Annotated in this window: 13 protein-coding genes and 2 tRNA genes; 11 read left to right on the plus strand and 4 right to left on the minus strand. The window is 36.7% G+C overall.

The window, feature by feature from the left end; translation table 11 throughout:
* The first annotated feature begins 398 nt into the window (after positions 1-398).
* Genes METBO_RS00450 through METBO_RS00465 form a run of 4 tightly spaced genes read left to right on the plus strand, consistent with a single transcriptional unit; the run spans position 399 to position 4723 of the window.
* On the plus strand, positions 399-2132 hold the full coding sequence (locus METBO_RS00450) for an acetolactate synthase large subunit (protein WP_013643696.1): 1734 nt from the start codon (positions 399-401) through the stop codon (positions 2130-2132).
* A 1-nt stretch (position 2133) separates the two neighbouring features.
* Positions 2134-2634, plus strand: a complete 501-nt coding sequence (gene ilvN / locus METBO_RS00455) for an acetolactate synthase small subunit (RefSeq protein WP_013643697.1) — start codon at positions 2134-2136, stop codon at positions 2632-2634.
* A gap of 51 nt (positions 2635-2685) precedes the next feature.
* Positions 2686-3672, plus strand: coding sequence for a ketol-acid reductoisomerase (ilvC, locus tag METBO_RS00460; protein WP_013643698.1), 987 nt, complete (start codon positions 2686-2688; stop codon positions 3670-3672).
* A 49-nt stretch (positions 3673-3721) separates the two neighbouring features.
* On the plus strand, positions 3722-4723 hold the full coding sequence (locus METBO_RS00465; RefSeq protein WP_013643699.1) for a methanogenesis marker 12 protein: 1002 nt from the start codon (positions 3722-3724) through the stop codon (positions 4721-4723).
* Positions 4724-5272: 549 nt separating this feature from the next.
* Here METBO_RS00465 and surE read toward each other — a convergent pair.
* Positions 5273-6049 carry a 5'/3'-nucleotidase SurE gene (gene surE / locus METBO_RS00470; protein ID WP_013643700.1) on the minus strand — a complete coding sequence of 259 codons (777 nt, stop codon included), beginning with the start codon at positions 6047-6049 and terminating at the stop codon, positions 5273-5275.
* A gap of 156 nt (positions 6050-6205) precedes the next feature.
* Between surE and METBO_RS00475 the strand changes: the two genes are divergently transcribed.
* Positions 6206-7012, plus strand: a complete 807-nt coding sequence (locus METBO_RS00475; RefSeq protein ID WP_173319763.1) for a restriction endonuclease — start codon at positions 6206-6208, stop codon at positions 7010-7012.
* Between the two features lie 138 nt (positions 7013-7150).
* Here the strand turns inward: METBO_RS00475 and METBO_RS00480 are convergent.
* Together METBO_RS00480 and METBO_RS00485 are read right to left on the minus strand one after the other, a co-directional pair.
* Positions 7151-7222 (minus strand) — tRNA-Val (locus METBO_RS00480).
* Positions 7223-7338: 116 nt separating this feature from the next.
* Positions 7339-7410 (minus strand) — tRNA-Val (locus METBO_RS00485).
* Between the two features lie 207 nt (positions 7411-7617).
* Here METBO_RS00485 and METBO_RS00490 point away from each other — a divergent pair.
* Both METBO_RS00490 and uppP read left to right on the plus strand, forming a co-directional pair.
* Positions 7618-8538 carry a branched-chain amino acid transaminase gene (locus METBO_RS00490; RefSeq protein ID WP_013643702.1) on the plus strand — a complete coding sequence of 307 codons (921 nt, stop codon included), beginning with the start codon at positions 7618-7620 and terminating at the stop codon, positions 8536-8538.
* A 94-nt stretch (positions 8539-8632) separates the two neighbouring features.
* On the plus strand, positions 8633-9454 hold the full coding sequence (uppP, locus tag METBO_RS00495; RefSeq protein ID WP_013643703.1) for an undecaprenyl-diphosphatase UppP: 822 nt from the start codon (positions 8633-8635) through the stop codon (positions 9452-9454).
* A gap of 59 nt (positions 9455-9513) precedes the next feature.
* Here uppP and cobT read toward each other — a convergent pair whose 3' ends face one another.
* Positions 9514-10584, minus strand: coding sequence for a nicotinate mononucleotide-dependent phosphoribosyltransferase CobT (gene cobT / locus METBO_RS00500; protein ID WP_013643704.1), 1071 nt, complete (start codon positions 10582-10584; stop codon positions 9514-9516).
* A gap of 135 nt (positions 10585-10719) precedes the next feature.
* Here cobT and METBO_RS00505 point away from each other — a divergent pair, with 135 nt between their 5' ends.
* The 4 genes from METBO_RS00505 to METBO_RS00520 are packed head-to-tail and all read left to right on the plus strand — an operon-like array spanning position 10720 to position 14668.
* Positions 10720-12354: a bifunctional N(6)-L-threonylcarbamoyladenine synthase/serine/threonine protein kinase gene (locus tag METBO_RS00505; RefSeq protein WP_013643705.1), complete on the plus strand. Its 1635-nt coding sequence runs from the start codon at positions 10720-10722 to the stop codon at positions 12352-12354.
* 24 nt (positions 12355-12378) lie between these two features.
* Complete coding sequence (locus tag METBO_RS00510; protein WP_013643706.1) at positions 12379-12939, plus strand: XTP/dITP diphosphatase; 561 nt, start codon at positions 12379-12381, stop codon at positions 12937-12939.
* Positions 12940-13341, plus strand: a complete 402-nt coding sequence (locus tag METBO_RS00515; protein WP_013643707.1) for a 30S ribosomal protein S15 — start codon at positions 12940-12942, stop codon at positions 13339-13341.
* Complete coding sequence (locus tag METBO_RS00520; protein WP_013643708.1) at positions 13307-14668, plus strand: single-stranded-DNA-specific exonuclease RecJ; 1362 nt, start codon at positions 13307-13309, stop codon at positions 14666-14668. The genes METBO_RS00515 and METBO_RS00520 overlap by 35 nt, the downstream gene beginning before the upstream one ends.
* Positions 14669-14687 lie beyond the last annotated feature (19 nt).

Raw genomic sequence — 14687 nt, forward strand, 5'->3', positions numbered from 1 at the left:
CTTAAACTAAGTTTATAACGTCATATATCACTAAAATACACTCACTAAGACTTTTGAGTTTATGAATGAAACATTCTAATTATCTTTAATTTATTTAAATTTGACATTGTTTATAAAGAATAAGTTTTGTACAAATATTTCCTATTCTTAAAAAATTAATCTAGATCCAGATTATGAAATCTGGATAATTATTTTCATGTCCCCCTGATTTTAATGTTTGAAAGTCTGTTTGTTTTAATGTTAACGATATTTTGAACCTTTTACAATGAAGTTAATTTCCAATGAAAGAAAATATATACATTAACACTAAAAGTTGAATTGAACAAAAATTAATTCTGCGAAAGTGGATAATAAGAATTGTTTGTATTGTAAATTAGTTAAATTGTAAGGTGTTTTTAATGAAAGGTGGCGAAGCCATAATCAAATCACTCACAGATCAAGGTGTAGAAATTGTTTTCGGTTATCCGGGGGGAGTTTTACTACCTTTATATGATGTATTATACGACTCAGACCTAAAACATATACTTGTAAGGCACGAACAGTGTGCAGCTCATGCAGCCGATGGGTTTGCAAGGGCTTCAGGAAAGGTGGGAGTGTGCATTGGAACTTCAGGACCAGGTGCAACGAATCTCATTACAGGTATTGCAACCGCATATATGGATTCATCTCCAATTTTGGCCATTGCAGGTCAAGTTTCTTCTCATTTAATTGGAAATGATGCATTTCAAGAAGTAGATACTATTGGTATCACAATGCCAATCACTAAACATAATTACCAGCCCATGAAGGCTAATGAAATCCCTGGAATGGTAAAATCTGCATTTTATATCGCAGGAACTGGAAGACCAGGGCCAGTTGTCTTAGATCTCCCTAAAGATGTGCAAGAGGAAGAATTTGAATTTGAATCTGCCAAAGACATCGAATTGCCTGGCTACAAGCCTACAATGAAGGGACATCCTAAACAGCTCAAACGGGCAGCAAAATTGATACAAGAATCTAAAAAGCCAGTTATATTGGCCGGAGGGGGAATAATACTATCCGGTGCAACAGAAGAGCTTTTACAATTTGCAAATATTATTAACGCTCCTGTAAGCACATCTTTGATGGGCAAAGGATCCTTCCCAGAAGACAACTCGCTTTCCTTGGGAATGCTAGGTATGCATGGAAGAAAGGTTTCAAATTTCATTGTAGATGAATGCGACTGTTTAATTGCCATTGGATGCAGATTCTCAGATAGAACTACCGGATTATTATCCGGATTTGCTAAAAATGCAAAGATCTTACACATAGATGTAGATCCCGCCGAAATAGGGAAAAATGTGGATGTTGATGTTCCAATAGTAGGAGATGCAAAGACCATCCTGGGAGATCTCATAAAGATCATTGACCCCGAACCTGAACAAAAACAAGAATGGTTGAACTATGTTAAGGACTTCAAAAATTCATGTATTCCTCGTTTATCGTTTAATGAAGTACCATTGAAGCCACAACAAGTGATAAAGGAATTATCCGAAGCTGTTACAGATGATACGATAGTAACAACAGATGTGGGTCAAAACCAGATGTGGATGGCACATTATTTTGATGTCAACAATCCTAGGAAATTTATTTCCTCTGGAGGATTGGGTACTATGGGATTCGGATTCCCCGCAGCAATTGGTGCTAAAATAGCTAAACCAAATAATGATGTCATTGCTGTTTGTGGTGACGGAGGTTTCCTGATGGTTTGTCAGGATCTTGCAACTATTAAAGAGTACGATATTCCAGTAATTATCGTGGTTCTAGACAACAGACATCTAGGAATGGTTGCACAGTGGCAGAAATTATTTTACGACGAAAGAATGTCCCACACCCATCTTGGAGAAAGTCCAAATTTTGTCAAACTAGCAGAATCTTTTGGTGTTAAAGCTGAAAGAATTGAAAAACCAGGAGAAATGAAAGAAGCCATTGAAAGAGCAATTAAATCAGGAGAACCATATCTTCTTGATGTAATAATTGATCCAGATGAGATTCTCCCTATGGTACCTCCAGGATGCAGCTTAACAGAGATAGTTGGGGAGTACAAAGTAGAACGGGAATATCCAGATGAAATAATAGTAAAAGCATCAGCCAAAGAAAATGGTGGTGATTGAGTTGGATGAAAACAAATCTCACGTTATCAGTGCTCTAGTTCTTCATAAACCTGGTGTACTTCAGAGAGTAGCTGGTCTATTCACTAGAAGAGGTTTTAACATCGAAACAATAACTGTTGGACCCTCCGAAAATGAAGGTCTTGCCAGGATGACCATTATTTCCAAGGGAGATGAAAAGGTTCTGGAACAAATTACAAAACAACTTAACAAACTCATAGATGTTATTAAAGTGCGGGACCTTGAACCTGGAATTACCGTTAAAAGAGAATTATGCCTCATAAAAGTACATACAGCTACAGAAAAGGCCAGATCTGAAGTGATACAGTACACCAATATATTCCGAGGTAGGGTTGTTGATGTGAGTCCAGAAACTCTGACTGTAGAAATTACGGGAGACCCCGAAAAGATTGAAGCACTCATAGATTTAGTAAGTGTTTTTGGAATCAAAGAAATAGCTAGAACAGGCCCCACAGCCATTACAAGGGGAACAAAAACAATTTGAATTACAGCATAAAATGTTGAATTTTATATATTTAGTTATGGAGGAGAGAAAATGAAGATGTACTACGAGAAGGATGTGGACGTGGATATACTTAAGGATAAAACAGTTGCAGTTATAGGATACGGTAGTCAAGGAATGGCCCAATCAAGAAACATGCACGAAAGTGGATTGAATGTGGTTGTTGGATTAAGAAAGGATGGTGCTTCTTGGAATAAAGCCAAAGAAGATGGTTTAACTGTTATGACTATTGAAGAAGCAGCTGCAAAAGCAGATGTCATACACGTGCTTATACCTGATGAAATCCAAGCCAAAGTGTATGAAGAATCCATAAAAGACAATTTAGAATCTGGTAATACCATATCATTTTCACACGGATACAACATCCACTTTGGTTATATCAATCCTCCAAAGGACGTAAACATTACCATGATAGCTCCTAAAGGTCCTGGAGCAATGGTTAGGAAAACATACGAAGAAGGATTCGGTGTTCCAGGTCTCATTGCTATTGAAAGAGATTACACAGGAGATGCATTCAAAATAGCACTTGCAATGGGGCAGGGTTCAGGGTTAACCAGAGCAGGAGTTCTTGAAACTACCTTTAAAGAAGAAACTGAAACAGACTTATTTGGTGAACAAGTGGTACTTTGTGGAGGAGTTACAGAATTGATAGCAGCTGGTTTCCAAACACTGGTCGATGCTGGCTATCAGCCAGAAATAGCTTACTTTGAAACATGCCACGAAGTAAAACTTATAGTCGATCTTATCTACGCTAAAGGATTTGCTGGAATGTGGAACGATGTGAGTAACACTGCAGAGTACGGCGGTTTATCCAGAAGAAAACGCATAATAACAGATGAAACCCGTCTTGAAATGAAGAAAGCACTCGAAGAAATTCAGACTGGTGAATTTGCAAAGGAATGGACACTTGAAAATCAAGCCGGAAAACCAATGCTCAATAGATTAAGGGCAATAGAAGCCAGCCTTCAAATAGAGAAGGTTGGTAGTAAATTAAGAAAACTTTGTGGACTACAAAAATAAGTTTCCTTATTTTTTTTTAAATCTTTTTTTCAAACAAATAGGTGATTAAATGGTCTTCGTTGGAATGGATCATGGTACAACTGGTGTTTCGTTTACCATTTTGAGTGATCAACCGGTACATTTTAAGATAGGACGAGATGAATTATCTAAGGGTAAAGCATCTGCTTTGAAAGAGTTAAAAAACAGAATAGACATTGATTCCATCGATTTGATGGCCATTACCTATGCAATGGGCGACGGTGTGAACAAAATAACTCCAATTAACCAAGTGAAAGATCGGGGAATTCTCTCCATGGATGGTGCTGGTAAAGTCACAGGCGGCGGAACAGCAGTTTACGATGAAATCAGCGAATCAGGGATTCCTACAGTTTTGATCCCGGGAATTCACAAAAATACTGAATGTTTAGATCCTAGATTTAAGGCTGCTTACTCTCACCATGCAAGCTCTGAAAAGATCAGTATCTGCTACAACGCATATTTAGAAACTGGATTTGAAAATATGATTGTATCAGACATCAGTTCAAATTCCGTATCAATGATAATTGAAGACGGCAAGATAATTGGTGCCATGGACGCTTGTTTAGGTGCCATGGGCATAGTTCACGGACCCTTAGATCTTGAAATGTTGAGAGATATTGATGATGGGATTAAAACTGCAAATGAATGTTTTTCAAGAGCAGGAGCCGTTAAAATAGCTGAAGTAGATACCAACGTGTCCCAAGCCAAAGAAGAACTTATCTTAAAATATATAAAAAATGAACCCAAGGCAGAACTTGCATTCGAAACCATGCTAATGACTGTTTTGATGGAAATATACGGACTTGCAGGAATAGCTAATAATAATATGGAAGGTATTGTTCTAACAGGTTCAGTAGGCGCTATGGAAACTCCCTTCAATTTCTATGGAAAAACTAAAGAAAAACTGGAAAATTTGGCACCTGTTGTTAAATTACCTCCAACTTCAGGATCTGTTGGAAGTGCACAAATTGCAAAGGCTGTTTTTGAAGGTGCAGATTCAATCTTAGGTATCGATGTACAAAAAGGATTCTAAGAATCCTACAAATTTTTATACAGTAGAATCTATTTTGATGATCTCAGTAGTTTTGGATTTTAAATTATTCAAAATTAAGTCTACAGTAGAATTATTTTGTTAGCTACATTCCACTAATTTCATAAATTTTAATCAGCATATTCCCAAAAAACATTGCATCTAATTTGAAAATATAACAATTATTTGATCGTAAACGAGACCAAAATCTGTATAAATGTTTATTTTAAGAGGATTAGATTTAAAATTTCAAAATTAAAATTATATGGACTTAAAATCAGATTTATAAAAGATTTTATTAAGATAAAAGTATACAGTAGAAAATATTTGTAATATTGACTTACACTTGAAAGGTATGACACGAACAATTTTTTGATAATACAAAATTAAAATAAATTAAAAAAAAACTAGAATGCCATGAATTTTATAAAGTTAGATTCATGCAAAGTTTTTCTTGAAAATATTAAAATCTAGGATTCACGGGAAAAGATACTGAAACTTACTACAACTTAAACTATTTAGTTAAATTCTATAATTCAAATGAATAGATGTTCAGTCTAACCAGCCATCCATAGATCGCATGTCGGAAGTACAGTCCAGTGAAATTGGAGTGATGGTAGGGCATCTATCATTTTTTAAAGTGTGAACATCGGTACCGTACTCGTCGTTTTCAACTGGATCTCCATCGATCCAGTAGTAAGGTCTGCCTCTAGGATCTAGGCGTTTTTGGATATGAATGCCGTACATTCTTTCTCCGAGCCTTGTACACTTGATCTTGTCGCTTGCGGGATGTGATGGAATGTTCAAATTAATGAAGTCTGCTCCTTCAGGAAGACCTTTTTTTATGACATTCTTAGCTACAGAATTCAGAATTTTTTCCGAATACCTGAAATCCAAAGCAACATGCCCGTCATGAAATTTAATGTCACCCCTTGATACCTGTAACGATACTGAAATAGCAGGAATACCATGGGTAGCTGCTTCCATAGCAGCACCTATAGTTCCAGATGTTGTAAGCTCAGATTTTCCAAGGTTTTCACCTATATTAATTCCAGATATTACTAAATCTGGTTTGGACTCTGTAACTTCGTAGATCCCTATAATAACTGAATCAGTAGGCGTGCCCGAAACAGAAAAAGCTTCTGTTCCATCCATTAAATTTGTAGATGTTACCCTGATTGGTTCGAACAATGTTAAAGCATGCCCAATTCCACTTTGTTGAGTAGCTGGGGCCACAACATCTATTGTTCCCAAATTTTCAACGGCCCTTTTAGCAGCCACAATTCCCGATGAGTTGACACCATCATCGTTAGTAATTAGAATTCTCATACTCACATATTTATACGTCTATATTCAAAAAGTTTGCGAGTGAAATATTGGAAGCTGGGCACATTTTAAATTTTTTTATTAGAAAAGAATTAATATTACCTATTAAATAATGATAATAAAGATATTGTAAAATTTGATTCCCTTGAGTATTTTAAGGTGAGTAAATTGGAAAAAGATAGGTTGGTCAGGTTCATTGCAAAGGTTATGGAAGAATCTGGGTTCAAGGTCTATAAAGATTATAAAACATCCCGCCATGTAATTGATATTTATGGTGTTTTGCCTACGGTATTAGGAGATATGGGAGTTGTAGTAGCTTGTAAGAACTATGACGAACATTGGGAAGTGGGTTTGGATGTTTTAAAAGAAATGGAAATGGTTGGAAAAACACTACAAGCATCAAAGGTAGTTGTAGTCACCAGTTCAAACTTCACAACCAGTGCATCCAATTACGCTGCGAGAAAAAATATCAAACTCGTAGATAAAGAAGGCATAATTGCCATTGCTAAAAAATTCTCAAAAAAAGATTATGAGTATGAAGACTCTGATGTAGACAATGTTGAAGAGTATGGTGACGATCAAAGGGAAGTTTACACATCAATTCCTCCAAGTAAAAAGTCTGCACTTTTTTCAGGTGGAAATAAAAGTTTATCAAAGGTTAAAAGTAAAAATATCAGTCCCAGTGTAAACTTGAGTGGAGTAGTACCTACTGTTAAAGCCATACTCCACAACACCATTGCACTCATTGTTATAGTCTTGCTACTGTCTTCTTTGATAACCTACTTAATAGGGATCTTCAACAAGAGCACAGCAGTCACAGGCATGTCGAAAATATTATCCTCAGCTATACTGGCGTATGGATTGGTATTTCTGGTAGAAAAGAATAGTAATGAAGTTTTAACCAAAGGAACCATAGTATTTTTTGTTTCTATGATTATTTACGTTGTACTCATAATTATTATGTAATTCACATAAATTTCTAATTTTTTTATTTGCTACTGATATTTAGTTTAAGAGAATGCTCTAAAAATTATCAGCAATATCAAATTAAAATCAGGAAGTATTTCAATCTAATTCTATTCGTCATATATGAAAATAATTAGATGGGCCGGAGGAGATTCGAACTCCTGATCACCTCGGTGTGAGCGAGGTATCATACCCCTAGACCACCGGCCCTGCACATATAAAATAATATAAAATAACTGTTCTAAACCAGTATAATGCGCATTAAAACTTCATATTATTATTAAACTATTATATACAATTTAAAATGCTAAAAAAATACATTTAAATGGGCCGGAGGAGATTCGAACTCCTGATCACCTCGTTGTAAGCGAGGTATCATACCCCTAGACCACCGGCCCTCTTCTCTCATATTAGGTGTTTGGATATATAAACCTTTTCAAGAAATCAGTAAATTACCATTTTAGCAACATCTTTTTTTGTTCTTAAACAGATGGACAAAAAAGCTACAAATGAATATTTACTTAGTAAAAAGTAATTAATTAATGATTTATAAATCTATTTATTGTAAGAATCATAATTATTATAAATAAATTTGAGGGTTTACAATGGCGTTTGATGAAAATGGAAAAATATGGTTTAATGGAAATTTTGTAGATTGGAAAGATGCGAATCTACACGTACTCTCACATGTTGTTCACTACGGTACCAGCGTTTTTGAGGGAATAAGATGTTACGATACTAAAAATGGTCCTGCAGTATTTCGTTTGCAGGACCATATTAAGAGGTTGATAAACTCCGGTAAAATATACCGGATGGAAATTCCTTACTCAGTAGAAGATCTTAGCCAAGCCGTGTTAGACACCATAAAGATCAATCAACTAAAAGAATGCTACATAAGGCCTGTAGCATTTAGGGGTTATGGAGAACTGGGAGTCTATCCTTTGAACTGTCCAGTTGAAACCGTAGTTGCTGCGTGGGCTTGGGGAAAATACCTTGGTGAAGAAGCCATTGAAAATGGAGTTAATATTGGAACCTCCAGTTGGAGAAGAATGGCTCCAGGCACCATGCCAAACATGGCTAAGGCTGGATCGAACTACATGAATTCACAGTTAGCTAAGATGGAATCCATAGCCAATGGATACGATGAAGCCATCATGTTAGATTATCAGGGAATGGTGAGTGAAGGTAGTGGAGAGAACATTTTCGTTGTTTTGGATGGAGCAATATACACACCACCAATATCTTCGTCACTTCTATCAGGATTGACAAGGGACTCTGTTATCAAAATAGCACAAAAACTCTCATTGGAAGTTCGTGAAGAGAATATTCCTAGAGAAATGCTGTACATAGCTGATGAGGTATTCTTAACAGGTACAGCCGCCGAAGTAACACCAGTTCGCTCCATTGACAAAATAATAATCGGTAATGGGACACGAGGAGCAGTTACAAAAAAGATTCAAGAAAATTTCTTTTCACTGGTTAATGGAGAAGAAGAAGATGAACATGGTTGGCTCAGCTATGTGTGAGACCAAGGAGTTATAAGTTATAACAAATAACTTAGAAGTTATAACTTATAATTTATTTAGTAATTTTTTATATTTTACAAAAGGTGTTTATAAAATGGACATTGTACAAGCAATAATTTTAGGTATAATACAGGGATTAACGGAATTTTTACCAGTTAGTAGTTCAGCTCATTTAGTTTTCATGACAGATGTACTACATCTCCCTCAAAACGTTGCATTCGACACAGTACTTCACTTGGGTACATTGGTTGCAGTAGTAGGGTACTTCTGGAAGGACCTAGTTCAAATAATTAAATCTTTTATATCAAGTCTTCTTGACCTGTTTAGAGGTAACTTCAAACAAGGTTTGAATGATGAACCCTTCAAAAAACTTTCATGGTTAATAATAATAGGAACAATCCCGGCTGGATTAGCAGGAATCCTTTTTAAAAATGAGTTCGAAGCCTTATTCAGCAACATACTTTACGTGGGTATATTCCTTATTATCACTGGTTTCTTATTATGGGCCTCAGAAAGGGTAAAAACTGGCCACAAAGATGTTAAAGATATGACATTAAAAAATGCCATTGTGATTGGTGTATTCCAAGCTTTGTCAATAGCTCCTGGAATTTCAAGGTCTGGATCAACGATCGCTGCAGGACTTTACTCAGGATTAAACAGAGAACTAGCAGCAAGATACAGCTTTTTATTATCTATTCCAGCAATATTAGGGGCAGCATTAGTCCAAGTTAAGGATATAACCTCATTTGATGCGACTATTGTAGTATTTGCAGCAGGATTTTTAGCAGCACTCATCTTCGGATACTTGGCCATAAAATTGCTGATGAAAATAATAAAAGAAAGAACACTTATGATATTTGCGTACTACTGCTGGGTAGTAGGTATTATAGTTATAATCCTAACGGTAGTAATGTAATCGTTAATATCCATCCATTTCTTCTTTTTTTTAAAAAAAATAATATATATTAACTTTATTTAGAAAATTTCCCTACAAAGCTGTTCTGTTCTTGCTCTAATTTCATCCACTGATTTTCCCTTTAATAATGCTGCAAACATTGCGCCTCCAGCACCTACACCTTCTTTAACAGAACCTTTAGTGTAGTTTATCAAACCTTCAGTATTAGATTTCTCAAAGTAAGGATCCACTGCAAACACAGTTATATCTCCAATTTGTCTCTTTAAATAAATTAGATCTGAGCTTTCATCTTCTGCCACAAATATCGTGGTTGCGATGGAAAGATCAGTAAAATCATAATCAGGATTTATTGCTTTAATAACTGCACAAACTGCAGTCATCTGAGTTCCTCCAGCAAGAGTAACCGAAATGTCACCACCCATAACAATACCTGCGACAGCGGGAATCATTGGATCTCCTACAGAATCTATTGCTTTAAATGGTTCGTCATTAAGTTCACCTGGTTTGTAGCCAGATGCAATAAGTCCATCTTCCACTATTTTGTGTTTTAGATCGTGGGGATTCACTGGTGTGCTCCCACTTATCTTATGATCAACATCGTATCCTAAGGCAGTTAAAACTCCAAGGGCTGTTGTTGTTCCTGCTGGTGTGCTTTCACCTATAATTAGGTGATCTGTTAGCTTCGAAAGGGTTTTTCCAAGGATAAATCCTTTGTTAAAAATTTCTTCAGAATTTAATATTGCCCTACCAGTACCAATATTGCCCCCAGGAACGGCATTAATATTAATATATGGAACGTTTGGTTTGATTGCAGCCCCTGCATCAGCCACCATAAATGGAATTTCCGATAGATCCAATGCCGCCTTCGTGATCACCGCAGGTGTTGGTGCTGATCCACCATTAACAACTGTTTTTGGAATTTCTGGAAGACAAATTGGATTTCCCAAAATAACCAACTCCACATCAGCAGCAGGAGTGTAATCCGTAAGTTCAGGGGTTGCTCCTGCTCCAGTGATACCTGGAATTCTAGATGTTTCAGTACTTGCTATAACACATAAAAATAAAGAGTCCTTACATTTTAAATTGTCAATCTTATCTGATGATCCGTAACACTTAATTGCTTCATCCATTGCCTCACCTTCAGAGTACTTATTGTTATGAAACAATATAAGTAATGATAGCTCATTTAAACCTTAAAGAAAAATAATGATGACGCATTTTAAAGAATTTGAGAATAAATTAGGTTAAAAAATTAAAGTGATTGGATGATATGTATAGGAATTGAAGGTACTGCAGAAAAAACAGGTGTAGGAATAGTTGATTCAGAAGGTAACATTCTGGCATCAGCAGGCAAACCATTGATACCTGAAAAAGGGGGAATTCATCCCAGGGAAGCTGCTGAACATCATGCTGCAACTATAGTTCCTCTCATCAACGATTCATTAAATCAAAGTGGATTGTCTTTGGATGACTTGGATCTTGTGGCCTTTTCAAGAGGTCCGGGATTAGGGCCTGCCTTAAGAACCGTAGCTACAGCAGCTAGAAGCCTTTCTTTAATGCTTAAAATTCCTATTGTAGGCGTAAATCACTGTATTGGCCATGTTGAAATTGGTAAGTTAACAACTGGAGCTGTTGATCCTGTTACACTGTACGTTAGCGGCGGCAATACACAAATAATAGCCTATGAATATGGAAGATATCGTGTATTCGGTGAAACTCTGGATGTGGCCATGGGAAACTGTCTTGATCAGTTCAGCAGATCAGTTGGATTGGGCCATCCGGGAGGTCCAAAAGTAGAAAAAATGGCTAAAAATTATTCCAAATACATTGAACTCCCCTACACTGTTAAAGGCATGGATCTCTCCTTTTCTGGGCTTTTAACGGCAGCCATTAGGAAATACGAATCTGGAGAATCCATTGAAGATGTATGTTACAGCCTGCAGGAAACTGCATTTTCAATGCTTGTTGAGGTAACTGAGCGAGCCATAGCACATGCCAATAAGAGGGAAGTTATGTTGTGCGGGGGCGTAGCTGCAAATTCACGTTTAAGAGAAATGCTGGCCACCATGTCTGAAGAACATTACTGTGAATTTTATATGCCGCCGGTCAAGTACTGCGGGGATAATGGAGCAATGATCGCATGGATGGGGCAATTAATGCATAAAAATGGCTTAGTAAAGGATATTAAAGACACAGGAGTCATACAGAAATACAGAACTGACCAGGTTGATGTTCCATGGATGAAAAGTGCAGGGAAATCATTGAAATTACCCAAAAATATTCTGGAAAAGGGAGCTGAAGCCAATATTTATCCCGGTCAGTGGCTTGATAATGACGTAATCATCAAAAACAGAGTTTCAAAAAGTTACAGAATACCTGAAATTGATTTAAGATTAAGGAAAAAACGAACCAAACAAGAAGCTAAATTGTTGGGAGAATCTAAACGTTGTGGAGTCAAAACTCCCTTAGTCTTTGATATAGACAAAAAGAACTTTTCAATTGTGATGGAAAAAATAGATGGACAAGTCGTGAAAGAAGTATTAGACCATTCTGATTCCAGCACCCTAGAAAAGATATGCGTCGAAATAGGGGAAAATCTAGCGAATTTACATAATTGTGGCATTATACATGGAGATTTAACGAGTTCGAATCTGATCTTGAGTGGGGAGTCTGTGTACTTCCTAGACTTTGGACTTGGCACCATATCTGATCTTGTGGAGGATAAGGGAGTAGATTTACTTGTGTTTAAAAAAGCCATTTCAGGGGTTCACAACGATATTTCAGATGAATGCATGAGATACATACTCAAAGGATATGAAAATGCTCAGGATTATAATGCAGTGACTAAAAAAATTACTGAAATAGAAAATAGAGGACGTTACACAGCAAATTATGAATAAAATTATTGGTAATGGTGACATGAAATGAAGATAACATTTATAACTGGTAACCAACACAAAGTAAAAGAAGCCAGAGGTATCTTTGATAACTTTGGAATCGAACTGGAACATGTTGACTTTGGTTACCCAGAAATCCAAGGAGATCTGGTAGATGTAGCAAAGTTCGGTGCTAAACATGTAGCTGTGCGTCTTGGCAAGCCAGTGATAGTAGAAGACGCTGGAATTTTCATTAAATCCCTCAAATGGTTTCCTGGAACGTATTCATCATATGTTCAAGATACACTAGGAAATGAGGGCATATTGAAACTAATGAGTGATAATACAGACAGATATGCCGAATTCAGGTCGGCTGTTGGGTTCTGCACCCCCAAAACCGAGCCCGAGATTTTTTTAGGCACTGTCAGCGGAAGAATAGATAACTCAGAGCTGGGTGAAAATGGTTTTGCATACGATCCCTTATTTATCCCAGAAGGATATTCTGAATCCTTTGGAGAACTGAGTACTCAAGAGAAAAATAAATTTTCACACCGCAGAAAGTCACTTGAAAAGTTTGCAGTATGGTATAAAGATTACGTAGGTGATTAAATGGCAGCAAAACCTGAATGGACAGAATATTCAAACGAAGAAATTGAAGAATTAATATTAAAACTCAGAAAAGAGGGAAAATCAACGAGTGTAATTGGAGTAATACTCCGAGATCAGTACGGAATTCCTGATGTTAAAGCCGTAACTGGTTTAAAAATTACCGCAGTTCTAGAAAAGAACGGACAAACAGAAGAATACCCTGAAGAACTCATAAATCTCATAAAAAAGGCAGTTAACATAAGGGACCACTTAGAGGAAAATCCAAAGGACCTTCACACCAAGAGAGGCCTGAGGATTATCGAATCCAAAATCAGAAGGCTAGTAAGATACTATGTAAGGGAAGGTGTGCTCCCTGAAGGTTGGAGATATGATCCAAAAACAGCAGCACTCCTTGTTAAATAAGGCCGAAGAAGCCTGCGAATTACTTGGCAGGCATCTTGATCAGGATCATGTTGTGAGAATTATTTCTCACAACGATGCTGATGGAATTTCCGCTGCAGGTGTAATGTGCAATGCAGTAGCCAAACAGCAAGGAAAATTCCATGTCACTATTATACCCCGATTAAAGGATGAAAATATAGCTAAATTCCTGAAAGAAAAATATAAATTGTTTATTTTCTGTGATATGGGAAGTGGCAACCTTAGGGGAATTAAAAGACTTAAAGGTGATGTGATCATCGCAGATCATCATCAGACAATTGATTCTAAAGAAGAATTATCAAATTCCATAGTACATGTAAATCCACACCTCTATGAATTAGACGGAACCAAAGATGTTAGTGGTTCAGGAGTGTCTTACCTAACTGTCAGGCCAATGGGTTGCAAAAATCTTGCAGGTTTGGCATTGGTTGGTGCATTCGGAGATATGCAATATAAAAATGGATTCACCGGTGTCAACAAAATGATACAAGATGATGGTGTGGACTCTGGAAATATCGAAATACGGGAAGACCTTAAAATTGCTTACAGATCGAATGAGCCCCTTTACAAAGCTTTATCCTACACCATAAATCCTGTTCTGAAAGGAATTTCAGGAGATGAAGAAGGAGCTGTGACATTCCTAGAAAAAATTGGCATATCCTATGGAATCAAATTCACAGAACTGAGCAACGAAGAAAAGGATATTTTGAAGGCAGAACTGGTTAAGATCAATCCAAAAATATTTGGAGATGTTTTCACGATCCCATCTGAAGTACCTGAATTAACCAACCTGGAAGAATATTCCAACATACTAGATGCATGTGGGAAAAATAAAAAACAGGGTATCGGGCTCAGCATCTGTATCGGAGACAGAAAAGATTCAATCCAAGAAGCTCAGAAACTGGTGAAAAGTTACAGAGAAGATCTAGTACATGGAATTCAATGGATTAAAAAAGAAGGATCCGTGATTCAAGACAATATACAATACATTTACACCGAAGAAAAACGGAAAAAACGTATAATGGGTACTCTTTCCAGTATAGGGCTTGATCTTGAGATTTTGGATCCCGGCAAACCTGTATTGGCCATGTCAAGAATGGACAACATCATCAAAGTATCTGGAAGAACAACCACAGAAATGACTGAAATGGGCGTTAATTTAGGATATGCATTAGAGAATGCATCTAAAAGCTTTAATGGCTCAGGTGGCGGACATAATATTGCAGCAGGTGCTGTTGTTCCATACAGAGAAATGGATAACTTCCTGAACTTGGTGGATGAAATAGTAAGGACACAGTTAAATTCCTAATATATAAAACAAACTAAAA

This window comes from Methanobacterium lacus, from assembly GCF_000191585.1.
GTDB lineage: Archaea > Methanobacteriota > Methanobacteria > Methanobacteriales > Methanobacteriaceae > Methanobacterium_B > Methanobacterium_B lacus.